Genomic DNA, 24,003 nt, shown 5'->3' on the forward strand with positions numbered 1-24,003 from the left:
CCTCCAAGGACTATAACGCCACCAGGTTGTGCTCCCCGTCGTCGGAGAGCTGCAGGCGGTGCAGGCGGGCGTAAGTGCCCCTCTTCGCAATCAGGGCCTCGTGCGATCCCGTCTCGGCAATGCTCCCGTTTTCCATCACCACGATCTTCTCCGCATTGCGCACGGTCGAGAGCCGGTGCGCGATGACCAGGGTGGTGCGGTCCTTCATGAGGCGACGAATGGCGTCCTGCACCAGACGCTCCGATTCGGAATCGAGGGCGCTAGTGGCCTCATCGAGCAGCAGGATCGGGGCATTCTTCAGGAAGGCGCGGGCAAGGGAAATGCGCTGACGCTCGCCGCCCGACAGGCGTCCGCCACCGGGGCCGACCACCGTGTCGTAGCCTTCCGGCTGCTTCATGATGAAGTCATGGGCCGCTGCCGCCTTGGCGGCCGCAACGATGTCTTCCTCGGACGCGCCAGAGCGCCCGAAGGCGATGTTGGCCCGGATGGTGTCGTCGAAGAGGATCACGTCCTGGCTCACAACGGCAACGGCGCGGCGCAGGCTGGCCAGGGTCACGTCCCGCACGTCCTGCCCGTCGATCAGGACGGAGCCCTGATTGACATCGTAGAGGCGAGGCACAAGGGACAGGAGGGTGGACTTGCCGGAACCGGAGCGGCCCACCAGAGCCGTGGTCTGGCCGGCCTTGGCCACCAGATTGACGCGGTCGAGCGCCACGGCCTCGCCGTCGTAGGAGAAGGTGAGATCCGAGAATTCGATTTCGCCGCCTTCGAGTGCGAGCGGCTTGGCTCCGGGCTTGTCCTGGATCCGGGGCGCCTCGTCCATGATGGTGAAGGTGCGGTGGAGGGCCGATGCTGCCTCCTGCACGATGGCGTTCAGGTTTCCGAGCGCGCGAATCGGCTGCGCCGCCATGACAAGGGCGCTGACGAAGCCGGTGAAGTCGCCGACCGTGCTGTTGCCGGACAGAATCCTGCGGCCGATCAGCATGAGCACGATCGCGACCGCGAGGCCGCCGCCGGTCTCGAGGATCGGATCCATCCGCCCGCGGGCATTGGCGGCCTTCATCTTGAGATCGCGTACATCGTCGAAGGTCTTGGCGGCCTTCGCCTTGAGATAGCGCTCGAGCCCATAGGTCTTGGCAATGCGGGTTCCGGCCAGGCTCTCGGTGATGAGGCTTGCCATCAGGCCCGTCTGCTCCTGGGTCGAGACGGCGACCCGGCGCAGCTTGCGGCCGATCTGGTTCACGGGATAGGCGAAGAAGGGTGCGATGATAGCCGCCACCAGGGTCAGGACCGGGTCGATCCAGAGCATCGCGGCGATCAGGGCGATGATGGTCGTGATCTCGCGCAGGAACACCGTCGAGAGTCTGGTGAGCGCCTCCCGGATGAAGGCGAAATCCGTGGTGAAGCGCTGGGTCAGGGCGGCCGGGCTCTCGCGTCCGATCTGGGCGAGATCGGCCTCGATCAGGTGGCCGTAGAGCGCGGTCTGCATGTCGGCCTCGATCCGGGTCACCACCTTGTTGGTGAGGACCGTCAGGGCCAAGAGCGAAAAGCCCTTCACGGAGGTGACCGCGATCACGAAGAGCGGCGCCAGCATGATGGCCTGCGCGTCCTTGGCATCGAAGGCATCGAAGGCCGCCTTGATCAGTACCGGGTAGAGCCCAGTCGCACCCGACACCAGGATCACGAGCAGGAGCACCAGGGCGAGCGTCCTCGCATGCGGACGCATCCAGTCGCGCCACAGGCGGCTGATCAAGGGAAGGGTGTCGCCCCGAAGGAGGCTTTTGCGGGCCATGCTCTGTCTAAGGTTTTTCGTGCCGGAGGGCTCGCGGTTAGCATGCAAAGCCCCTCGGCGGCAAATCCTGCGCAGGGCTGGAATTCCACATGAGCGCCCGTTCGCCGCTTTCGGGCGGCGCGCTTCCCCTCGACACGGACCTGAATCCATGGCTGCATGACCGGATCGTCGCATCGGAAGTTGTCATGACCCTCGAGACCTGGCTCGCCTTCACCGCCGCCTCGGCCGTTCTGCTCGTCATTCCGGGACCGACCATTCTGCTGGTCGTGTCCTACGCCCTCGGACAGGGCTGGCGGACCGCCCTGCCGATGGCAATCGGGGTCGCGCTGGGCGATTTCACCGCCATGTCATTATCGCTGCTGGGTCTCGGAGCCCTGCTCGCCGCCTCGGCCACGCTGTTCACGATCCTCAAGTGGGCGGGCGCCGCCTATCTGGTCTGGCTCGGCATCAAGCTCTGGCGGGCCGGTGGAGCCCTCGACGCCAGGCCGCGCACGGATGCGGCGTCTTCCCTGAAGATGCTGGGCCATGCCTGGCTCGTCACGGCGCTCAACCCGAAGGGCCTGACCTTCTTCATCGCCTTCCTGCCCCAGTTCATCGATCCGAAGCTCGTTCTTCTGCCTCAGGTGGGCGTGTTCGCGGCAACCTTCCTGATCCTCGCCTTCGCCAACGTCATCACCTATGCCCTCATCGCGTCACGGGCGCGCCGCGTCGTCCAGAGCCCGCGGACGATGCGCGTGGTCAACCGGGCCGGTGGCAGCCTTCTGATCGGTGCCGGAGTTGCGACGGTAGCTTTGCGGGCGGGGCAGACTTAAGGCCCCGCCACGTTTCACACGGCCCTGAGGTGCCGGATCGGGCGGCCGGGCGCGATCATCCCGGCGGCAGCGATGATGCCCTGCGCGTCGATGCCGAAGTGACGGTAGAGATCCTTGATCGTCCCTGTCTGGCCGAAATGCTCGACGCCCAGGGAGCGCGTGCGGTGGCCCATGACGGAGCCCATCCAGGCCAGCGTCGCGGGATGGCCGTCGATCACCGTGATCAGCCCGCAATGGGGCGGCACGTCGGCGAGCAGGCGCTCCACATGGGACCTTGCATGGACGAGCCCGCGCTCGCGGGCGCGCTGCGCCGCCGTCCACCCGGCATTGAGCCGGTCGGCCGAGGTGATGGCGAGCAGGCCGATGTCGCGCCGGTCCTCAGCCATGAGTCCCACGGCTTCGATAGCCTCCGGCGCGACGGCGCCCGTATAGGCGACGACCACCTGGGCATTGGGACCGGGTTTTCGCAGCCAATAGGCGCCGGCCAGGATTTCGGAAGCGAGATCGGGCGCCATCTCGCGCTGCGGCTGTTCGAGGCTGCGGGTCGATAGGCGTAGGTAGACCGAGCCGCCGGTCTCGTCCCGCAGCCAGGTCTTCTCGTCCGCCTCGCCCTCGCCGTCGCGCTGCATGTAGTCGAAGGCCCAGCGCATGATGACGGCAAGCTCGTCGACGAAAGCGGGCTCGAAGGAGGCGAGCCCATCCTGCGCCATGCCGACGAGGGGCGTGCCGATGGATTGATGCGCTCCCCCCTCGGGCGCCAGCGTCACGCCCGAGGGCGTGGCGACGATCATGAAGCGGGCATCCTGATAGCAGGCATAGTTCAGCGCATCGGCGCCGCGGTAGATGAACGGATCGTAGAGGGTGCCGATGGGCAGGATCCGCTCCCCGAAGAGCGAGTGCGAGAGGCCGAGCGCCGACAACACGATGAAGAGGTTCATCTCGGCAATGCCGAGCTCGATATGCTGGCCTTTCGGCGAGAATTCCCAATTGTAGGTGGAGGGAATCCGTTCCTTCTTGAAGGTGTCGACCAAGCTCTCGCGGGCGAACAATCCACGCCGGTTCACCCAGGCGCCGAGATTGGTCGAGACCGTCACGTCCGGCGCCGTGGTAACCACGCGCGCGGCGAGCGCTTGGTCGGAACGGGCGAGTTCGTTGAGGATGAAGCCGAACCCCTGCTGGGTCGACATGGCGGGATTGGCCGGGAAGGCGAGCTTCTCGGGGACCGGCACCTGCGGCGCGTTGTAGCGCCGGGTTCCCTTCTGGATGAACGGGACCCCGCGCAGGAAGCGTTCGATCTCGGCCTGCGGCAACGTCACACCTTCGAATTTGTCCCATTCACGACCCGGGCGGACTCCTTGGGTCGCACGCCAAGCCTCCATCTGGGTCGGCGTCAGCATGCCGGAATGGTTGTCCTTGTGGCCTGCGAGCGGCAGGCCGAAGCCCTTGATCGTATAGGCGAGGAAGCAGACCGGCCGGTCATGGCGGCGGGCCTTCTCGAAGGCGTCGAGCAGGCTCGGCAGGTCGTGCCCGCCGAGATTGGACATGAGCTGCGCCAGCTCCTCGTCCGTACGCTTCTCGATGAGCCGTGTCACCGGGCCCTGATCGCCGAGATCATCGAGGAGGCGCTTGCGCCAGGCGGCCCCACCCTGGAAGGTCAGGGCCGAGTAGAGCTGATTCGGGCAGGAATCGATCCAGTCCCGCAGCTTGCCACCGCCGGGCTCCTTGAACGCCTCCTGCATCAGGGAGCCGTGCTTGAGGATCACCACGTCCCAGCCGAAATTGCGGAACAGGGCCTCGAAGCGCTCCCACAATCCCTCGCGGATCACCGCATCGAGGCTCTGGCGGTTGTAGTCGATGATCCACCAGGTGTTGCGGATGCCGTGCTTCCAGCCCTCGAGCAGCGCCTCGAAGATGTTCCCCTCGTCCATCTCCGCATCGCCCACGAGCGAGATCATGCGGCCCTCGGGCAGGTCTTTCGCCCAGCCGTGGGCCTTCACGTAATCCTGCACGAGGCTCGCAAAGAGCGTCTGTGCGACCCCGAGGCCCACCGAGCCGGTGGAGAAATCCACATCGTCGATGTCCTTGGTGCGGGACGGATAGGATTGCGCTCCCTTGTAGCCGCGGAAATTCTCCAGCTTCTCGCGGGTCTGGCGGCCGAAGAGGTATTGGATGGCGTGGTAGATCGGACTCGCATGGGGCTTCACCGCCACCCGGTCCTCCGGCCGCAGCACCGAGAAGTAGAGCGCGGTCAGAATCGTGGAGAGGGAAGCCGAAGAGGCCTGATGGCCGCCGATCTTCATCCCATCCTCGTTTGCGCGCAGGTGATTGGCGTTGTGGATGGTCCAGGTGGAGAGCCAGAGCACCTTGCGCTCGAGTTCCTTCAAGATGCTCAGGTGCCGCGCGTCCGCCATGTGTTGTCTCCCGGTTCTGCCGAGATATACGCTCGAAGCCACAGGGAGGCGAGACCCAAGCCGGCGGCATCGGATTGGCTTTTGGGAGGGGCCTGAAAAGCGAAAAGCCCGCCATGCGGCGGGCCTTCGTAATCTCTCGATCGTGAGAGAATTGGAGCGGGCGAAGGGATTCGAACCCTCGACCCCAACCTTGGCAAGGTTGTGCTCTACCCCTGAGCTACACCCGCGCTCCGCGATGCGCGAGGCATCGTTGCGAGGCCGTTGATGTGCCCCAAAACGGCGCGCATTGCAAGTGGGTCCTGCAGAACTTTTCCGGCAAACCCTTGAGCCTGCTTCCTCCGGTCGCTAGAAGCCGGTTGCATACGGAGGTTGCAAGCTTGGCCCATCTGTCCCCGCAGGAACTCCTGGATCGCCTGTCCTCGCTCGGCATCACGGCCGAGACGGTGGAGCACGAGCCCGTCTTCACGGTAGCCGAATCGAAATCCGTCAAGGAGCAGGTTCCGGGCGCCCATTCCAAGAACCTGTTCGTGAAGGACAAGAAAGGCCGCTTCTTCCTGATTTCCGCCAAGCACGACACCCCCATCGATCTCAAGCGCACGCATGAGGCCATCGGCGCCTCCGGCCGCCTCTCCTTCGGCTCCGCCGAGCAGCTGCGCGCCCTGCTCGGGGTCGAGCCCGGCTCGGTCACCGCGTTCGCCGTGGTGAACGATACGGAAGGCAAGGTCACGATGGTGCTCGACGCCAATCTCATGGATCATGAGCGGGTGAACTTTCACCCCCTGGTCAATTCCATGACCACCGGTGTTTCGCGGGAGGATCTGGTAACGTTCCTGCGGGCCACAGGACACGATCCGCTCATCCTGCGCCTGCCGGAGCCGCCGGTGGAATTGCCAGACAACGGTTAAGCTCCCATTTAGAGCATCGGACCCAGAGGCGGCGTTCACTTCTGGGATCTATTTGATGCTCATTTCCAAGTGGCGCATCGTGCAGAAAACCGGTCCTGCTTTTCTGCACGATGCGCTAAGACGTCCTTCTCACGACTCTCACTTTTCGAGGATCGCATGCTGTCCGATACCCCTGTCCCCGGAACCTCCTCCGACGATCTCGTGAAGGACACCACCACGGCGACTTTCCGCCAGGACGTGCTCGCCGAATNAGGATCGCATGCTGTCCGATACCCCTGTCCCCGGAACCTCCTCCGACGATCTCGTGAAGGACACCACCACGGCGACTTTCCGCCAGGACGTGCTCGCCGAATCCATGCAGCAGCCCGTGCTGGTCGATTTCTGGGCTCCCTGGTGCGGTCCCTGCAAGCAGCTCACCCCGATCCTGGAAAAGGCCGTGCGTGCCGCCGGCGGCAAGGTAAAGCTCGTGAAAATGAACATTGACGAGCATCCGCAGATCGCAGGCCAGCTCGGCGTTCAGTCGATCCCGGCCGTCTTCGCGTTCCAGCGCGGCCAGCCGGTGGACGGTTTCATGGGCGCCCTGCCCGAAAGCCAGATCAAGAGCTTCATCGAGCGCCTGGTCGGCCCGCTCGGCCCCAGCGCTGCCGAGGAGATCCTGGCCGAAGCCGACCGCCTGATGACGGAGGGCGATATCGGCGGCGCGGCCGAACTCTATTCCGCCATCCTCGCCCAGGACCCGGAGAACGTCGCGGCCCTGGCAGCGCTCGTGAAGCTTCATGTGGAGGTCAGCGATCTGGAAGGCGCCAAGCGCTTCCTCGCCATGGCCCCCGAAGCCAAAGCCAACGATCCGGCCCTCGCCGGGGCGCGGGCGGCGATCGAACTTGCCGAGCAGGCAGGCTCTCTCGGCGACTTGACGGATCTGCAGCGCAGGGTCGAGGCCGACCCCGCGGACCATCAGGCCCGATTCGATCTGGCGGTGGGCCTGAACGCCCGCGGACGGCGCGAAGAAGCTGTCAACCACCTCCTTGAAATCGTCCGTCGCGACCGCAATTGGAACGATGACGGCGCGCGCAAGCAGCTCGTCCAGTTCTTCGAGGCCTGGGGCCCGACGGATGCGATGACGCTGGCAGGGCGGCGGAGGCTTTCCTCGCTCCTGTTCTCTTGACGCCCAACGGTTTGGGAGATCGGAATGGGAATGAACGCGGTATACCGAGGGCCAGAGGATTGCCCGTCGGTCATCCCCGTCTTCCCGCTCCCTGGCGCCCTCCTCCTGCCCCGCGGGCAGATGCCGCTCAACATCTTCGAGCCGCGTTACCTCGCGATGGTCGATGAGGCTCTGAAAGCCGACCGCATCATCGGCATGGTGCAGCCGGACGCGGACAATGATCCCCTGGCGAATGTGCCGAGGCTCTACCGGGTCGGTTGCGCCGGCCGCATCACGCAGCTCGCCGAGACGGGCGACGGGCGATATCTGATCACTCTCATAGGCATCGCGCGCTTCCGCATCGAGGAGGAGCTGCCACTGGTCAACCTGTTCCGGCGCTGCCGGGTGACATTCGAGCCGTTTGCCACCGACTTCATCGCACGCTCCGGCGAGAACGACGTGGATCGCGCCGGCGTGGTGAAGGCCCTGCGCGATTTCGTCAACGCTGTGCATGTGAAGGTCGATTGGCGCGGCATCGAGGAGGCTCCCAACGAGGCCCTCGTCAATGCCCTCTGCATGATGAGTCCCTTCGGCGTGCGCGAGAAGCAGGCGCTGCTCGAAGCGCCTAATCTGAAGACCCGGGCGGAGGTGCTCATCGCACTCACCGAAATCGAGCTCGCCCGCGGCGGTGCCGGCTCGGACTCGACCCTGCAATAGGAATGACCACGATGGTTCCGGACACTCCCCAAGCCGAGACGCCCCAGCCTGTGGAAGCGACGCGGATCGACCCCAAGCTCCTGGAGCTTCTCGTCTGCCCGCTCACCAAGGAAACGCTCGAATACGATGCGGCCCGCCAGGAGCTGATCAGCCGGCGCGCCAAACTCGCCTACCCGATCCGCGACGGCATCCCGATCATGCTGCCGGAAGAGGCAAGGCAATTGGCCGATTGAACTGTTTGCCACCACGTCATCACCGGCCTCGTGCCGGTGATCCCGATCGAGTGAGGCGAAGCGCTTTCCCGTATCGGGATCTCCACTGCGCTTCGTCCAGGACGACACGCTCTACGATCGTCTCGCAATCGCCTCCGCCAGCGCCAATGTCCGCTTCGCCACCTCGGCATGCAGCCGCTCGACCATGCGGCCGTTGAGGCTGATTGCGCCCTTGCCCGCATGTTCCGGCTGGTCGAAGGCCGCGACGATGGCCCGCGCATTGTCGATCTCTCCCGACGATGGGGCAAAAATCTCGTTGGCAGCAGCAATCTGGTCCGGATGGATCAGGGTCTTGCCGTCGAAGCCGCAATCGCGCCCCTGCTCGCACTCTGCACGAAAGCCGTCCGCATCGGATAGAGCGTTGTAGACCCCATCGAGAATGTCGATGCCATGCGCCCGCGCGGCGGCAAGGGCCGTCATCAGCCATGGCAACATGGCCGTGCGGCCCGGCAGCAGGCGCGCCCGCGTGTCTTTGGCAAGATCGTTGGTGCCCATGACGAAGCAGGTCAGTCGCGTGTCGACGTCATGGGCCGCACTGGCAATGCTCTTGGCCTGAAGGATCGCGAGGGGCGTCTCGATCATCGCCCAAACCCTGGTGCGCTCCGCGGCACCGAACCTGCGCAGCCGCAGGCCCACCGCCGCGAGCGTTTCGGCGGAGGAAACCTTCGGCACGAGGATCGCGTCCGGCGCTGCGGCGACGGCGGCCGCAAGATCCGCCTCGCCCCAGGGCGTGTCGAGCCCGTTGACGCGAATCACCAGTTCCCGCTCGCCGTAGCCTCCTGCCTGCACGGCCGCGCAGACCTGCTCGCGCGCCTGCGCCTTGGCGTCGGGCGCCACCGCATCCTCCAGGTCGAAGATCACCACATCGGCGACGAGCGACTTCGCCTTCTCCATGGCCCGGGCGTTGGAGCCGGGCATGTAAAGCGCGCTGCGGCGCGGACGAATCAGGGTCATGGCATTTCCCTCGAGCGGCCAATCGGTTCTAGTAGCCGTCCAACGCGAAGAACAGCGTCATTCCCGGTAGGGCGCCGCAGAGAATAACACCCACCACGGCATCACCGGCCTCGTGCCGGTGATCCCGATGGATTGAAACGCCGCGCTTATCCTTATCGGGATGGCCGGGTCAAGCCCGGCCATGACGTGGAGGATGGCATCAATGGAGGCATAAGCGAATGTGGGTTGCAGGGGTCGACGGCTGCCGGACAGGGTGGATTGCCGTTTTTATGCGGGCGGGCGATCGGGACGCCTACCTCCTCGTGACGGTCCCGACATTCGAGGCCGTCGCCAATGCGCCGGAGCAACCCGCGGTGATCGCCGTCGACATGCCCATCGGCCTGCCCGACCGGATCGAAGGATCGGGCCGCCTGCCGGAGCAGCTGATTCGCCCCCTGCTCGGCGAGCGGCAATCCTCCGTCTTCGCGATTCCATCGCGCCGCGCCGTTGAGGCACTGGATTACGCGGAAGCCTGCACGATAGCCGCAGCCACGTCCGAACCACCGAGAAAGGTGTCGCGGCAGGGCTTTGCCATCTTCCCGAAGATCCGGGAGATCGATGCGCTCCTGGGCGCCCGACCCGACCTGGTGCCGCGCGTCTACGAGGTGCATCCTGAACTCGCCTTCTGGGCATTGAACGGAGGCCAGGCGCTCGGCCAGCCGAAGAAGGTGAAGGGAACACCCTACGGGCCCGGCATGGCGCTTCGTCGCGAGTTTCTCAGGCGCTCCGGGCTTCTCCCCGAGGCTCTCATCGAGGCTTCCCCTCCTCGGGGCGCCACAGCCGACGACCTGCTCGATGCGCTTGCGGGGTTGACCGTGGCGCTGGATCTCGCGAGAGGTGGGGGACAATCCTTTCCCGACCCGCCCGGCCGTGATGCTCACGGCCTTCCGGTCGCCATCTGGACGCTCCGCAGGTAGCTCATGATCATCACCCGCGCCGATATCGAAGCGGCCCATGCCCGCATCGCCCCCCATATCCGCCGTACGCCAGTCCTGAACCTAGGAGACGCCTTCCATGACGGACCGGTGAGCCTGAAGCTGGAATTCCTGCAGCATGCGGGTTCGTTCAAGACCCGTGGCGCGTTCAACACGCTCCTGTCGAATGAAGTGCCCGCGGCTGGCGTTGCCGCTGCGTCCGGCGGCAATCACGGTGCGGCCGTGGCCTATGCGGCGAAGCAGCTGGGGGTGAAGGCGCGCATCTTCGTGCCGGAGATCTCGAGCCCGGCCAAGATCGCGGTCATCCGCTCGCACGGGGCCGAGGTGGTGATCGGCGGCGCACGCTATGCGGATGCGCAAGCCGCCTGCGATCTCTACGTGGCCGAGAGCGGCGCCCTGCGCATCCATCCCTTCGGCGCCGAGAGCACCGTGATCGGACAGGGCACGGCGGCGCTCGAATGGGAGCAGGATGCCCCTGGCCTCGATACCGTCCTCGTCGCGGTGGGCGGCGGTGGGCTCATCAGCGGCGTGTCGAGCTGGTGGGCCGGCGGCGTGAAGGTGGTGGGCGTCGAGCCGGAAGGATCGCGGGCGCTTCACGCCTCCCTCGAGGCCGGGCGGCCTGTGGACGTGGAGGTCGATTCCGTCGCCGCCGATTCGCTCGGTGCGAAGAACACGGGCGATCTGGTCTATGGCATCTGCCGCGAAACCGTCGATCACGTGGCGCTCGTCACCGACGCGGCGATCCGCGATGCTCAGAGGCTGCTCTGGCGCGACTATCGCATCGCCTCCGAGCCCGGCGGGGCGGCGGCACTGGCGGCGCTGGTCTCGGGGGCCTATAAACCCGGTTCGGGCGAGCGGGTCGGCGTGCTCCTGTGCGGCGCTAATGTCGAACTCTCCAAGCTCGCCGAGATAACTCACCCGTAATGGAAGGACGCCCATGTTCCCGCAACGTCTGACCGAAGGCTACCGCGCGTTCCTGGACGAGCGCTTCCCGCGCGAGAAGAACCGCTTCGAGGCTCTCGCGGAAAAAGGCCAGTCACCGGAGGTGATGGTGATCGGCTGCTGCGACAGCCGCGTCTCGCCGGAAGTCATATTTGACGCGAGCCCCGGCGAATTGTTCGTGGTGCGCAATGTGGCGAATCTGGTGCCGCCCTTCGAGACGGGCGGCGATTACCACGGCACCTCCGCAGCGCTCGAATTCGCCGTGCAGGCGCTCAAGGTCAAGCATATTGTGGTGCTGGGCCATGCCCGCTGCGGAGGCATCCGCGCCTTCGCCGACGATAAGGCGCCCCTGTCGCCGGGCGACTTCATCGGCGGCTGGATGAACCTGATCGCGCCGGCCGCTAAACGCATCGGCCCACGGGAAAACACGGATTTTTCCGATTATCTCGCTCGGCTGGAACTCGCCGCCATCGAGAACAGTCTCAACAATCTGATGACCTTCCCTTGCGTCCGCATTCTCGTGGAGCGTGGCAAGCTGCAGCTCCATGGCGCCTTTTTCGGCGTGGCATCCGGCGTCCTGATGGTGCGCGATCCGGAGACTGGGGAGTACAGATCCATGGTCGAGGATATGCCCCACCGTGTCTCGATGTTCAGTGCCCGCCGCGTCGACGCGCCCTAGACGCAGGCACCGATCGGCTGCCAGTCGTTCGGTTTATTCCTATACTGTTTAGAGATTGACGGCCCATTGAGATATAATAACATATCTCAATTATCCAGGGGGCCGTCATGACTACTTTATTCGTTTCCAGTACGCGAACCACCGCCGTTAACCTTGAGTCGTCGACCTACGACGTGCTTCACGTCACGCAAAGCGGATCGATCACGACCGTTGAAACGTCGGTCACGGGAGAACCTGGATCGGAGGTTGTCGTCGACGGCTCGCTCCGCTCGGAGGATCAAGCCGTTGTATTTTGGGGGGCCGGTTGCGCCCTCACCGTCGGCAGCACTGGAACCGTCCGTGGTGGCACACATGGTATAGTCCTGGCAGACAATTCCAATGTGGTGGTCAACAATGGACAGATTTCCGCTTCGTTGACCATCCCCACCACTGCCGCCATCCTCCTCGACGGTTCCGACAATCATATCTTCAATCACGGAATTCTGTCGGGCTATTACGGCATCAGCGGCGCCGTCGACGGAATCGATGGCAGTCTCGACCACATCGCCAATATCGGCAGGATCGAGGCAACCGATACCGGCATTTTCCTTTTGGGAGTGTCGAGCCTCGTGCCCGCCGTCGCATCTCCCGATACTCCCTACGGCGTGTTCAACAGCGGCACGATCGTAGCCGGTGTTACGGGGGTCTACGTGGAAGCCTCCGGCGATGTAACCAATAGCGGCCTGATCCAGGCCGGCAGCTTCGGCGTTGCCTTCGCCAGCGGCGATTCCTTCCTGAGCAACACCGGCACTATCGTGGCGCAGACTGCGGTTTTCGGCTCCTACGACCGGGACATCCTGCTCAATCAAGGGACCATCCAGGGCGACATCCTCCTCAACGAGGGCGACGATCTCTATGATGGACGCACCGGAACAGTGACCGACATCGTGAACCTGGGCAAGGGCGACGACGTCGCCTATGGCGGCAGCGGTGTCGAGACTCTTGTCGGCGGCACCGGCAGGGATTCCCTCTTCGGCAATGGCGGCGACGACAGCCTCATCGGCGGCATCGGGCAGGATTATCTCGACGGCGGCGCAGGCATCGATCAGATGGCAGGCGGTACGGATGATGACATCTATGTCGTCGACGATATGGATGATGTCGTGGTCGAGGCCATTGACGAAGGCACCGATCTCGTCCGCGCGTCGATCTCCTACGCGCTCGGCACGAATCTCGAGAATCTCTGGCTGACGGGCAGCGCCAACCTCAACGGCACGGGCAACGCACTGGCCAACAGGATTACCGGCAATGCCGGCAGCAACCTTCTCGATGGCGGCGTTGGCGCCGATAATTTGGCGGGCAGTGCGGGCAACGACACCTATATAGTCGACGACCGAAACGACGTCGTGACGGAAGCGGCCGACGAGGGCACCGACGCGGTACGCGCTTCCGTGTCTCACACGCTCGGTGCGAATGTAGAGAATCTCCTTCTCGCGGGCGCAGGCGATATCGACGGCACCGGCAACGATCTCGCGAACAGCATCGTCGGCAACGGCGGCAGCAATCATCTCGATGGCGGCGCAGGGGCGGACGTTCTCGCCGGTGGCGAGGGCAGCGACACCTACACGGTTGATCATGAAGGCGACCTCGTGACGGAGCGGGCCGGCGAAGGCACCGACACGGTGCGCACCTCCGTGTCCTATGCGCTCGGCGTGCATGTGGAAAATCTCGCTCTCACCGGATCGGACGATATCAGCGGTTACGGCAACGAACACTCCAACCAGATCACCGGCAACGCAGGCAACAACCTCCTCGACGGTGGCGCGGGGGCAGACCGTTTGGCCGGGGGGCTCGGCAACGATACCTACATCGTCGACGATGCGGGCGACATCGTCAACGAGGCTCTCGACGAAGGTGTCGATACCGTGCGCGCGTCGGTCTCCTACACGCTTGCGGACAATGTCGAGAACCTCGTTCTCACAGGTACCGGCGACAGCGACGGCACGGGCAATTATCTTGCCAACATCATCACCGGCAACGGCGGCGGCAACCGTCTCGAAGGTGGCGGCGAGGACGACCAGCTCGACGGCGGCGCCGGCCAGGACACGGCTTTGTTCTCTGGCCTCCTGTCCGACTACACCATCACACGCAGCTCCGACGGCACCCTGACGGTCCGGGACAACATGGGTGATGCCCGCGACGGCACGGACACGCTGAAGAACATCGAGTTCCTGCAATTCCAGAACGGCACGATCACCGTGCCGACGCGCGCGCCTGTCGCGCCCGCGGTGCAAGGGTCCGTGAGCCCGATCAACGAGAACGCCGCGCCGTTCACCCCCGTGGCGAGCGTGCTATCGCCCGGACTTGCGGCCGGGTCCGTTGCTTACTCGATCACGTCCAATCCCGGCAGCAAGTTCATCATCGACCCCACGAGCGGCGTGATCAGTCTCGTGGGCGCCGTCGATTATGAATCGACGGAGGATCCCGATCTGCAGACCGAGATGGTCGGGGCGCTGGTGCGCAAGTTCTATGTCCTCAGCGTCAAGGCCACCGAGTCCCTCACCGGCTGGTCCTCCGCGGCCACCCAGGTAAAAGTCTATGTGAGCGACTTGAACGAGGCAGCGACGGGCTTCTCCTTCACGGATGGGGCGACGAAGGCCGCGATCAGCGAATCTGCTGCCGACGGCGCCCTCATCGGGGCCTTACAGGCCTTCGATCCGGAAGGCGATGCGGGGCTCCTCTACGCTTTCGACACCACGGGCGCCAATGGTACGAGCGGCGCCGGCAATGCGGGCGGCCGGTTCAAGCTCGAGAACGGCCAGCTGAAGGTGGCGGCGCTGACCGACATCACCAAGACCGAAACCTATACGATCACCCTGAAGGTCACGGACAGGAACGGCGGTCCCGGCGCCGTCTCGACCTACAAGGATTTCCAGATCACGGTGAATCCGGTCGGTGACGGCAACACGCCGCCATCGGCGCCCCAACATGGTTCGGTCACGGAGCTCAGCGAGAACGGCGGACCGGTCGCGACCGTCGCGACGGTGCAGTCGACCGACGACGGTTTCGGCGGGACGACGATCCTCTACGAGCTCGTCGGCAATCCCGGCAACCTGTTCTCCATCGATGAGAATACCGGCGCGATCTCGTTCAAGGGCGGTGCCAATTACGAGGCCGCGAACATCGGGCTTCAGGCCGATAATGCCGGCACGCCTGAAGAGAAGAGATACTTCAACGTGGTAGTGCGCGCCCGCGAAAGCGGGCCGGACGGCAAGGTCTCCGTCAACACGACCGTGAAGGTCTATCTCAACGACGTAAACGAGGCGCAGACGGGCGCGAATTATGCGGTCAATGCGGTGTCGAAGGATGCTCAGGCCGGCGCCACTCTGGCGACCCTGCAGAGCGTGATCGATCCGGACACGCAGCCCGCCTTCCGCAGCTACACCTATGCTCTCGTGAACGCCGATGGCAGCGCCTACACGGGCAACGAGTTCTCGATCGATGCCGGCGGGAACGTGAAGATCGGTGCAGGCGGGCTGCGCGACGTGCTCGGCCCGACCTTGGTTCCGGTTCACGTGAAGATCATGGATCAGAGCAATGCGGCCTTCACCGTCACCAAACAGATCGATCTGACGATCAAGCCGGTCAACCACGGACCGACCGATATCACCCTGTCGAACACCTCCATCCGTGAATTGTCGGCAGCAGGCGACTTCGTGGGCAGCCTGGGCGCTGCCGACCAGGATGCTGGCGAGACGTTCACCTACCAGCTCATCGACACCGCCGGCGGCCGCTTCAAGATTGTCAACGGACACGACCTTGTGGTCGACAACGGCTTCCTACTCGATTTCGAGCAGGCGGCCGCGCACAGGATCAAGGTCCAGGTGACCGACAGCGCCGGAGCCTCCTTCGTCAAGGACATGGCTGTCGGCCTGATCGATTGGAATCCCGAGTTCACGGCGGGCTCCAGCGCCAACGACGTGTTCTATGGTGGCGCCGGCAACGACTCGCTGTCAGGCGGACTCAATCACGACCATCTGGTAGGCGGAGCCAGCGTCGATACGCTCAAGGGCGATGGCGGCAACGACACGATCGGTGGCGGTGCCGGCAGGGACAGGCTCTATGGCAGCACCAGCGCCACCAAGGGCCTGAAAGACACCGATATCTTCCTTTTCGACACCAATCTGAAGAACAAGAAGGCGGAGGCCAACAAGCACAAGGACATCGTCTACGGCTTCGAGCACAAGAAGGATGCCATCTGGCTCGACGGCGACGTGTTCAAAACCTCGGTCTTCACGAAGCTCGACAAGCGGGGCAACGACGTGAAGGCCCAGAAGGTCAGCGCCGCCAATGTCGCCTTCGATAGCGCGAAGGACGGGAACGACTACATCATCATCAAGAAGATCGGATCCAAGAAGGCGCAGATCCTCTTCGATGCGGACGGCACCGGCCGCAAGGCCGCCGTCGAGGTTGCGACGATCAACTATGAACCCAATCCGAAGAAGATGGGTGGGGCTCTCGATCACACCGACTTCTTCATCATCTGATCGAAGATTTTTGAGAGAGACCCGGTTCCGGTAGAACCCCTGCCGGGGTTTCATATCCAGACGAGAATCCGCCGCCGCCAGGCGCTGCGGACGTAAAAAGAGCCGCTGTCGGGTCCGACAGCGGCTCTTTTCATTCATGCATCAAGACCGGGAGCCTTGCCCGGTCAACCTTCAGGCCGCCTGCTTCTTCGGCTTCAGCAGGCCGCGGTTGGCCATGGCTTCGGCGATCTGGACGGCGTTCAGCGCGGCTCCCTTGCGCAGGTTGTCGGAGACGCACCAGAAGGACAGGCCGTTTTCGACCGTGATGTCCTCGCGGATGCGCGAGATGTAGGTGGCGTCCTCGCCCGCCGCCTCGTGCGGGGTGATGTAGCCGCCGGGCTCGCGCTTATCGATCACCATGATGCCGGGTGCCGCCCGCAGGATGTCGCGCGCCTCGTCCGCCGTGATCGGGTTCTCGAATTCCACATTGACGGCTTCCGAGTGGCTGATGAAGACCGGCACGCGCACGCAGGTTGCGGTAAGCTTGATCTTCGGGTCGAGAATCTTCTTCGTCTCGGCCATCATCTTCCACTCTTCCTTCGTATACCCGTCCTCCATGAACACATCGATATGCGGGATCAGGTTGAAGGCAATGCGCTTGGGGAACTTCTTCTCCTGCACGTCCTGCAGCGAATAGAGCGCCTTGGTCTGGCGGTCGAGCTCGTCCATGCCGTCCTTGCCGGCGCCGGAGACGGACTGGTAGGTGGCGACGACCACGCGCCTGATGGTGGCACGATCATGCAGCGGCTTGAGGGCGACGACGAGCTGGGCCGTGGAGCAGTTCGGGTTGGCAACGATGCCCTTCTTGATGTCGCGAAGCGCCTCGGCATTCACCTCCGGCACCACCAGCGGCACATCCTGGTCGTAGCGCCAGGCGGAGGAGTTGTCGATCACCACCGCACCCTGCGCGGCGATCTTGGGAGACCATTCCTTCGAGACCTCGCCGCCAGCCGACATGAGGCACAGATCGACATCGGAGAAATCGTAGGTGTCGAGGGTCTTCGTCTTCAGCGTCCTGTCGCCGTAGGAGACCTCCGACCCTTGGCTGCGGCGGGAGGCGAGAGCCACCACCTCGTCGGCCGGGAAGGCCCGTTCGGCGAGGATGCTCAGCATCTCGCGGCCCACATTGCCGGTCGCACCGACGACGGCGATCTTGAAACCCATTGATCTTCTCCTGTTGCGGCTCTCCCCGGAAAACTAAAAACCCTGTTCGGGCGTCGCCTCTCGCCCCGTGGGAGAGAGGACCGGGGACGACGAGGCTTATTCGGCTGTTTTTGCAGCCGTCGTGGCGGTTTTCGTTTTGCTCGTCGTCAGGTTGAGCATCGCCATTGCCATCGTCCATCCAAAAGCCCGGCTCGGGCTTCGATACGCTGCCAGCAACACACCAAAGATACGCTTTCGTCAAGCATTTCCTTGTATGCGCTACGCTTTCAATCGCCCGTCAGCACGTCGGTCGAGAGATTGAACCGGTAGAAGACCTTGTTCATCCGCTCGGCTCCGAGGTGCTCGTAGAACGCCTGCGCGCCCGTGTTGGTGCCGTCGGTCGTCAGGTCGATTCGCGTCAGCCCCTGGGCACGCGCATGTTCCGCCAGCCAGCGCATGAGCACGAGGCCCACAGCCTGTCCACGTGCGTGGCTCTCGACGAAGAGCTCCTTGAGGAAAAGGAGCCCCGAGAGCTTGAAGCCAGGTCGCAACACCGCAAAGCAGGCGAGGCCGACAGCGTGGCCGTCACGGGAGGCCAGGGCATAGCGCGTGCCTTCCGCCTCCCGCATGGAGCGCTCGACCATGGCCAGGGTCGGCTCAAGGGGTTGGGCTATCTCCGGGCCGACATAATGCAGGTCCACGGCCCGAACCAGGGCCGCAACGTCCGCAGCATCCTTGAGCGTGGCAAGGCGGACGATCGTCTGAGACATGGGGAGCGCTCGGGTGGGTTAAGCTTTGGTTTACCTTGCTTAGCAAAACCTTTCGAAACTTGGCCAGTGTCACGGTAGAACATGTTGATGACGTGATCACCGGACTTGATTGGTTTGAGCAATGCCACGGGCAGTCTTTGCCGAATGGGATGAGGACGACGTCGCCGACTGGGTCGACGAACGCCCCGCTCGTCGCCTGCGTCGAAAGCCCTTGCCCTGGCTGCGTACCATCCTGACCTCGTCCTGCAGCATCGCAGGCCTCGTCTATTTCGCCCTCGAGCAGGAGCAGAGCATTCGTCCGGCCGAGCGCGGGAAAGCGGTTCCGTCTTCTGTTCTGGTCGCGCCGGTGCCGGCCTGGAAACCGCTGCCCCCTGCCCCGGCTGCCTATGCGCTCGCAGGCACGTCCGCTCCCATCACGTCAGAAGCACGCGAGCATGCGAACGGAGCCCGGGAGGACACCCTGGTTCTCGGGCGCTTCGGCGATTTCCGGTATGCGCAGCTTTCTCTGGTCCAGGGAGCGGGCGAGCCTGCGGGAAGCTTCTATATCGAGACGGTCCGACGGGCGGCTCGCTCCGGCCTCGCGGTTGCCTATCAGGGCCAAAGCCGGATTGTCGTGACGAAATTCGGCTCCGTGGAAGCCGCCCCCATGACCCTGGCGAACAAGGGCGAGCAGACCTGCGAGGCATTCCGCTTTTCGGATATGACCGCCGAGTTCAGCTTCCAGGGCTGGCTGTGCGGATCCTCCGCTCCCGACGAGGCGCAGCTCGCCTGCTTCATCGACGGCATCACCCTGGCAGGCGGTGCAAGCCCTTCGTTGAAAGCCGTTTTCGCCCAAGCCGAGCGCAATCGCCCAGATGCCTGTGGGGCGAGCGCCCGCACCGCTTCCGTTACGGTCAAACCTCCGGCCCGACCATAACCGCCACGCGGTGCATCACGTTGCAGCCATAGCCGTTCGGGTTCCAGTTGGCGGCCCGGAAGGGCTGGGCGCGCCCCTGCGAGTCGGTCGCGCGGGCGAAGATCTCATAATAACCGTTGCCCGGCAGTATGAGAGAAGCCTGCCAGCGCACCCAGTCGTAGCGATTGCGCGGCAGTGTCGTTTCCGCCTCGACCCAAGTCGCGCCGCCGTCGATGGTCACGTCGACCCGCGCAACCTCGTCGTCACCGGCCCAGGCGGCACCCCGGATCTCAATGGATCGGGTGCCTTCGGGATATCGTCTGCCATCCGCCGGCGCAGTAACGATGCTCCGCACCGGCATCGATTCGAGGATCCGGGTTTCGGTGTCCTGTCCGTTCAAGCCCGGCGGCAGGGGACGGATTGGAACGCGATAGGATAGCCCCGTCATGCCCGGTCCATCATGCTCCCGGTCACGGATCCAGATCCGCGTGAGCCATTTCTGGCTCAAGGACCCCGGCCAGCCCGGCACGACGAGGCGCAAGGGGCTGCCATGGATGAAGGGCAAGGGCTCGCCGTTCATCGCCCAGACGAGCAGCGTATGCTCGTCCAGGGCCTTGGCGATCGGCATGCCCCGGGACATGGCCTGTCGCTCATGACTTCCGGGCTTGTCCGGATCGGCGCCGAAATGGCCCGTGAACAACGCCGTCTCTTTCAGGCCTGCCTCGCGCAGAACGTCGCCGAGCGAGACACCTGTCCATTCCGCGCAGCCGACGCCGCCATGGGTCCAGGGATTGCCTTCCGCCTCGGGCTCGAAGAAAGAACGGCCGTTGCCGCCGCATTCGAGCACCATGCGAAACGATTTCTGCGGGAAGCGGCATTTCAGCTCCGCGACGGTCAGGGCGAGCGGGCGTTCGACCTCGCCATCGATGGTGAAGGACCAGGACTCGGCGTCATCCACCGGTTGGGGCAGCAAGCCGTTGTTGCGGACGAAGAACCGCGCAATCGGCGTCGTCTCGTCATCGAGAAGCTCCTCGGGGGTTTCCGCCACCAGCGGAGTCTCGCCCAGCAGGCTCAAGCCTTCCTTCGCCGACAGACCGAGACGGATCTTGGGCTCATCCTGCATCGATGATTTCCTTCTCACCTCTGGGCGAACGGCGGAGTTCTACGGAACCAATTTAGAAGCTTCGCCTTGTTCTGACAGTATTTGCATGTGTTGACGGCGCACAACAGAACGTCCATGCGCCACTTTTGGAGATATACCCATGCGCCGCTTCGCACTTTTGGGTTTGGCTTCATTGGCTGCGCTCACGACCGCCTCGGTGGTGGCGGATGCACAGGCCCAGGATCGTCCCCTCGTTCTCCGGGTCCAACCCCGCAGCTTCCTCGATCCTGGTCCGGTGGCGCCGGTCGGATCGATGAACCGCTATGTCACGGCGCCGATGATCTCCTCCGTCGCCAATCCCCCCTGGGCATTCCAGCGCGACCGCTTCGGCGAGGGATCGCTTCCCGACCCGATCGGCGGACCGTTCGTCGGCGCGCGCAACCCGTTCCCCATGTTCGGCGTTCCGGACGTCGAGGCGACGGGCTCGATCCGATAATCGGCCCTACGAGGATGCCCCGGGTCAGGCCCGGGGCTTTTGCTTGTTACGAAAGAGCCTCGAGTTCCCTGACGATGGCATCGCCCACATCCTGCGTGCCTACCGCATTCGCCCCGGGAGCGGCGATGTCCTTGGTGCGGGTGCCGGAGGCGAGCACGTTGGCGATGGCCTTATCGAGACGATCCGCCTCGTCGAGGAGACCGAAGGAATAGCGCAGGGCCATGCCGAAGGAGCCGATCATGGCGATGGGATTGGCAAGGCCCTTGCCGGCGATGTCCGGCGCGGAGCCGTGCACGGGCTCGTAGAGCGCCTTGCGCTGGCCGGTGGCCGGATCCTCTGCGCCGAGCGAAGCGGAGGGCAGCATGCCCAGCGAGCCGGTGAGCATCGCGGCGATATCCGACAGGATATCGCCGAAAAGGTTGTCGGTGACGATCACGTCGAACTGCTTCGGCCAGCGCACGAGCTGCATGGCGCAGTTGTCGGCGAGCACGTGCTCGAGCCCCACGCCCGAGAACTCTGCCTTATGGATGCGGGTGACGACCTGGCGCCAGAACACGCCGGTCTTCATGACGTTGAACTTTTCGGCCGAGGAGACCTTGTTGCGGCGCTTCCTGGCGAGGTCGAAGGCGACGCGCGCGATGCGCTCGACCTCATGCGTGTGGTAGAGCTGCGTGTCGACAGCGCGCTGAGAGCCGTCTTCCAGGGTCACGATCTCCTTCGGCTCGCCGAAATAGACGCCGCCGGTGAGCTCGCGCACGATCATGATGTCGAGGCCTTCCACCACCTCGCGCTTGAGCGAGGAGGCATCGGCCAGCGCCGGGTAGCAGATGGCCGGTCGCAGATTGGCGAAGAGGCCAAGATCCCTGCGCAGGCGCAGGAGACCGGCCTCGGGGCGCACCGCGTAAGGCACGCTGTCCCATTTCGCGCCGCCGACGGCGCCGAAGAGGACCGCATCGGCCTGTTGAGCCCGGTCCATGGCGGCTTCCGAGATTGCCGCGCCATGGGCGTCATAAGCCGAGCCGCCGACGAGATCCGTCTCCGTCTCGAAACCGACGCCGCGCTTGCGGAACCAGCCCACAATCTTCTCGACCTCGCGCATGACCTCCGGGCCGATGCCGTCGCCGGGGAGAAGGTGAAGCTTGTGCGTTGCCATGGGAAGACCCTGTTCTGTCGTGATCGAATGCAGGCCCTTAAAAGACCGAATGCACGGCTTGGCAAGCTTTTGTCGCGTCGTTCCTTAGGCGAAGGCGTCTCAGGCGTTCTCTGCTCGCCGGTCCTTGGGAGTTCTGACGACCGTCACCGAACAGGGCGCCTCCGCCACGACGCGGGACGAAACGCTGCCCAGATAGCGGCGCAGGGCGGAAGAGGCCCGCGCGCCGATGACGATGTGGTCGACATTGTTGTGGTGGGCGTAATCGACGAGCGCGGAGGCCGGATCGGGAGCCTCCAGCACGCTGTAGGTGATCCGCTCCTTCGGAATGTCGAGTGACGCGCCCCAGTGCCGGAGCAGGACCAGGCGCTGGACATGGAGGCTTCTCCCATCCTCGTCCTCCAGGATATCGACGGCGATGCGCGAGGTTTTCAGGATGTTGACGCAGGCAATGCGTGCCTCGCCTTCGATGGAGAGAATGCGGCCGATCATCAGGCGCAAGGCTTCGGCAAGATCCTCGTTTCCCGGTGAAAGATCGACGGCGGCAAGAACGATGGGCGCCCGGGACAGCTGTCCGGCGATGTTGGGCGTCTCGAGAGGTTGCGCCTTGCGGGCCTTGAGCCAGCGCCGGAAGGTCTTCACGCCGCTGTCCCGCTCCAGGCGTTCCGCCCGCTCCGTGAGCCGGACCTGCTCCGGGTTTTCCAGATCCAGGGCCAGCTGGGCCGCCGTAGCGTAACGGTCGTCCGGATCGACCTCCAGGCAGCGCAGGATCACCTCTTGCAGCCACGGGGGGCAATCGGGTGCGAGGGCCCGCGGCGGCACAGGGTCCCGCCACAGGCGGCGGCGGATCTGGCCGCCGCGCGGAGTGCCGAAGGGGCGCTCCCCCGTGACGAAGAAATACAGCATCACGCCGAGCGCAAAGAGATCGCTGCGCGGGTCGGCCCTGTCCTGCAGCACCTGTTCCGGCGCCATGTAGGGCGTGGTTCCGAAGGGCTCGCGAAACTCCTCGGCCAGGAGATCGGGCAGGCGTTCGTGCCGGGCAAAGCCGAAATCGATGAGAACCGCCTCACCGGTCTCACGGATCATCACGTTGCTCGGCTTGATGTCGAGATGGATGACGTGCTGGAGATGCAGGTCGTGCAGGGCATGCGCCGCCTTCGCTCCGATCATGACGACGTCCGGCCAGGGCAGAGGAGCCTCGTCGAGGCGGCTTTTGAGCGATTCCCCGGGAATCCGCTCCATGACGATGTAGGGCATTGGATCGAGCGGACCCGCCGCGATGAAGCGGGGCACATGCGGGCCTGTCAGGCGCGGCATGATCATCTGCTCGGTCTCGAAGCAGACGATGGGCAGTGGATCGTCGCTGTCGATCAGCATCGGGATCTTCATGATCAGCGGCGTCGCATCCCCTTCGCGAGCGACCGCCCAGAGCTGCGCCATGCCGCCGGTCCCCAGGTTCTCCTGGAGTTCGAAACCGTCAATCACCATGCCCGGGCTCAGGCGCCACCGCATGGTCACCGGCCCTGTTCGAGGCGCAGGGCCAACTTCTCCGGCAGCCCCGCCTCCCGTACCTTGCGGGCCGCCGTAGCCGTGTCGTAGGGCACTCGCAGGTAGCGCAGGGTCTGACGGGCAGTGTCGAAGACTGCGTAATTCGCCGCCGCAACCCCGTCCCGCGGTTGTCCGACAGCCCCGATCACAGCAAGCCAGGTGCGGGTCGGCAGAAGCGGGATGTCGTTGTTGGCCACGGGCGAGAAGGTGCCGACCTTGGCGGTGGTGCTCATGTGGTAGAGCATCGGCACGTGCACATGCCCACAGAAGGTGATGTGCGCGTCCACGCGGCTGAAATGCCGGATCGCCTCCATGGGGCCCGCCATGTAGTCCCAGTTGCGGGGGGCATAGCCGTTGGCATGAACGTAGAGGACGCTCCCGTCCTCATGGGTCAGGGGAAGGTCGGCGAGGAACCGCCGCTGCTCCATGCCGAGCTGATTGCGCGTCCAGCGGATCGCCTCCCGGGCCACGCTGTTCATGTCCTCGTCGGAGCCGTCGATGGCCGCATCGTGATTGCCGAGAAGCGCCACGGCACCCTTGTCCACGAGCCCCCTGATCGTATCGACCACCCAGGCCGGATCGGCCCCGTAGCCGACATAATCGCCCAGAAAAACCAGGCGGTCGGTATGAAGCAGGCGTGCGTGGGCAAGGCAGGCCGACAGGGCCTCGCGGTTGCCGTGGATGTCCGTGAGAATGGCGATGAGCATGAAGTCAGTACAACTCCAAACTCAC

At 64.5% G+C, this 24,003-nt stretch carries 20 protein-coding genes and 1 tRNA gene; 11 read left to right on the top strand and 10 right to left on the bottom strand.

Annotation, left to right across the window (positions count from 1 at the left end; translation table 11 throughout):
- Window positions 1-10: 10 nt before the first annotated feature.
- A complete protein-coding gene (locus tag KHP60_RS20740) occupies window positions 11-1,792 on the bottom strand; it encodes an ABC transporter ATP-binding protein (protein ID WP_213566202.1) in 1,782 nt (593 codons plus the stop codon).
- Between the two features lie 185 nt (window positions 1,793-1,977).
- Between KHP60_RS20740 and KHP60_RS20745 the strand changes: the two genes are divergently transcribed.
- On the top strand, window positions 1,978-2,604 hold the full coding sequence (locus KHP60_RS20745; protein ID WP_213566228.1) for a LysE family translocator: 627 nt from the start codon (window positions 1,978-1,980) through the stop codon (window positions 2,602-2,604).
- A 14-nt stretch (window positions 2,605-2,618) separates the two neighbouring features.
- Here KHP60_RS20745 and KHP60_RS20750 read toward each other — a convergent pair whose 3' ends face one another.
- Window positions 2,619-5,015, bottom strand: a complete 2,397-nt coding sequence (locus tag KHP60_RS20750; protein ID WP_213566203.1) for a transketolase-like TK C-terminal-containing protein — start codon at window positions 5,013-5,015, stop codon at window positions 2,619-2,621.
- Window positions 5,016-5,167: 152 nt separating this feature from the next.
- Window positions 5,168-5,242 (bottom strand) — tRNA-Gly (locus tag KHP60_RS20755).
- 150 nt (window positions 5,243-5,392) lie between these two features.
- On the opposite strand from KHP60_RS20755, the gene KHP60_RS20760 reads away from it, so the two are divergent.
- The 4 genes from KHP60_RS20760 to KHP60_RS20775 all read left to right on the top strand — a co-directional run bounded on the left by KHP60_RS20760 (window position 5,393) and on the right by KHP60_RS20775 (window position 8,014).
- Entirely contained in the window at window positions 5,393-5,920 is a 528-nt protein-coding gene (locus tag KHP60_RS20760; RefSeq protein ID WP_213566204.1) for a prolyl-tRNA synthetase associated domain-containing protein, read from the top strand.
- A 259-nt stretch (window positions 5,921-6,179) separates the two neighbouring features.
- Window positions 6,180-7,085 (top strand): thioredoxin, encoded by a 906-nt coding sequence (trxA, locus tag KHP60_RS20765; protein ID WP_213566205.1) that lies wholly within the window; start codon window positions 6,180-6,182, stop codon window positions 7,083-7,085.
- A 24-nt stretch (window positions 7,086-7,109) separates the two neighbouring features.
- Window positions 7,110-7,781 carry an LON peptidase substrate-binding domain-containing protein gene (locus KHP60_RS20770; protein WP_213566206.1) on the top strand — a complete coding sequence of 224 codons (672 nt, stop codon included), beginning with the start codon at window positions 7,110-7,112 and terminating at the stop codon, window positions 7,779-7,781.
- 11 nt (window positions 7,782-7,792) lie between these two features.
- Complete coding sequence (locus KHP60_RS20775; RefSeq protein ID WP_213566207.1) at window positions 7,793-8,014, top strand: Trm112 family protein; 222 nt, start codon at window positions 7,793-7,795, stop codon at window positions 8,012-8,014.
- Window positions 8,015-8,125: 111 nt separating this feature from the next.
- Here KHP60_RS20775 and KHP60_RS20780 read toward each other — a convergent pair whose 3' ends face one another.
- Window positions 8,126-9,007 carry a CoA ester lyase gene (locus KHP60_RS20780; protein WP_213566208.1) on the bottom strand — a complete coding sequence of 294 codons (882 nt, stop codon included), beginning with the start codon at window positions 9,005-9,007 and terminating at the stop codon, window positions 8,126-8,128.
- Between the two features lie 218 nt (window positions 9,008-9,225).
- On the opposite strand from KHP60_RS20780, the gene KHP60_RS20785 reads away from it, so the two are divergent.
- From KHP60_RS20785 to KHP60_RS20800, 4 genes are all read left to right on the top strand, one after another.
- On the top strand, window positions 9,226-9,963 hold the full coding sequence (locus KHP60_RS20785; protein WP_213566209.1) for a DUF429 domain-containing protein: 738 nt from the start codon (window positions 9,226-9,228) through the stop codon (window positions 9,961-9,963).
- 3 nt (window positions 9,964-9,966) lie between these two features.
- Window positions 9,967-10,905, top strand: coding sequence for a threonine/serine dehydratase (locus tag KHP60_RS20790; RefSeq protein ID WP_213566210.1), 939 nt, complete (start codon window positions 9,967-9,969; stop codon window positions 10,903-10,905).
- A gap of 13 nt (window positions 10,906-10,918) precedes the next feature.
- Complete coding sequence (locus tag KHP60_RS20795) at window positions 10,919-11,602, top strand: carbonic anhydrase (RefSeq protein ID WP_213566211.1); 684 nt, start codon at window positions 10,919-10,921, stop codon at window positions 11,600-11,602.
- Between the two features lie 107 nt (window positions 11,603-11,709).
- Entirely contained in the window at window positions 11,710-16,128 is a 4,419-nt protein-coding gene (locus tag KHP60_RS20800) for an S-layer family protein (RefSeq protein WP_213566212.1), read from the top strand.
- Between the two features lie 171 nt (window positions 16,129-16,299).
- Here the strand turns inward: KHP60_RS20800 and KHP60_RS20805 are convergent, their stop codons facing one another.
- Complete coding sequence (locus KHP60_RS20805; protein WP_213566213.1) at window positions 16,300-17,331, bottom strand: aspartate-semialdehyde dehydrogenase; 1,032 nt, start codon at window positions 17,329-17,331, stop codon at window positions 16,300-16,302.
- A 266-nt stretch (window positions 17,332-17,597) separates the two neighbouring features.
- Complete coding sequence (locus KHP60_RS20810) at window positions 17,598-18,080, bottom strand: GNAT family N-acetyltransferase (protein ID WP_213566214.1); 483 nt, start codon at window positions 18,078-18,080, stop codon at window positions 17,598-17,600.
- 121 nt (window positions 18,081-18,201) lie between these two features.
- On the opposite strand from KHP60_RS20810, the gene KHP60_RS20815 reads away from it, so the two are divergent.
- The gene (locus tag KHP60_RS20815) at window positions 18,202-18,996 is read left to right on the top strand and encodes a hypothetical protein (protein WP_213566215.1); all 795 of its coding nucleotides are present in this window, start codon (window positions 18,202-18,204) and stop codon (window positions 18,994-18,996) included.
- Here the strand turns inward: KHP60_RS20815 and KHP60_RS20820 are convergent.
- Window positions 18,974-20,098 (bottom strand): sulfite oxidase, encoded by a 1,125-nt coding sequence (locus tag KHP60_RS20820; protein ID WP_213566216.1) that lies wholly within the window; start codon window positions 20,096-20,098, stop codon window positions 18,974-18,976. The two genes, KHP60_RS20815 and KHP60_RS20820, sit on opposite strands and share 23 nt — an antisense overlap.
- Before the next feature lie 139 nt (window positions 20,099-20,237).
- On the opposite strand from KHP60_RS20820, the gene KHP60_RS20825 reads away from it, so the two are divergent.
- On the top strand, window positions 20,238-20,573 hold the full coding sequence (locus KHP60_RS20825) for a hypothetical protein (protein WP_213566217.1): 336 nt from the start codon (window positions 20,238-20,240) through the stop codon (window positions 20,571-20,573).
- 46 nt (window positions 20,574-20,619) lie between these two features.
- Here the strand turns inward: KHP60_RS20825 and leuB are convergent, their stop codons facing one another.
- From leuB to KHP60_RS20840, 3 genes are all read right to left on the bottom strand, one after another.
- Entirely contained in the window at window positions 20,620-21,726 is a 1,107-nt protein-coding gene (gene leuB, locus KHP60_RS20830; protein WP_213566218.1) for a 3-isopropylmalate dehydrogenase, read from the bottom strand.
- 99 nt (window positions 21,727-21,825) lie between these two features.
- Window positions 21,826-23,211 carry a bifunctional serine/threonine-protein kinase/universal stress protein gene (locus tag KHP60_RS20835; RefSeq protein WP_249688982.1) on the bottom strand — a complete coding sequence of 462 codons (1,386 nt, stop codon included), beginning with the start codon at window positions 23,209-23,211 and terminating at the stop codon, window positions 21,826-21,828.
- 26 nt (window positions 23,212-23,237) lie between these two features.
- Window positions 23,238-23,978, bottom strand: coding sequence for a metallophosphoesterase (locus tag KHP60_RS20840; protein ID WP_213566219.1), 741 nt, complete (start codon window positions 23,976-23,978; stop codon window positions 23,238-23,240).
- Window positions 23,979-24,003 lie beyond the last annotated feature (25 nt).

Origin of the sequence: Microvirga sp. 3-52, from assembly GCF_018383585.1 — a bacterium.
Classification (GTDB): domain Bacteria; phylum Pseudomonadota; class Alphaproteobacteria; order Rhizobiales; family Beijerinckiaceae; genus Microvirga.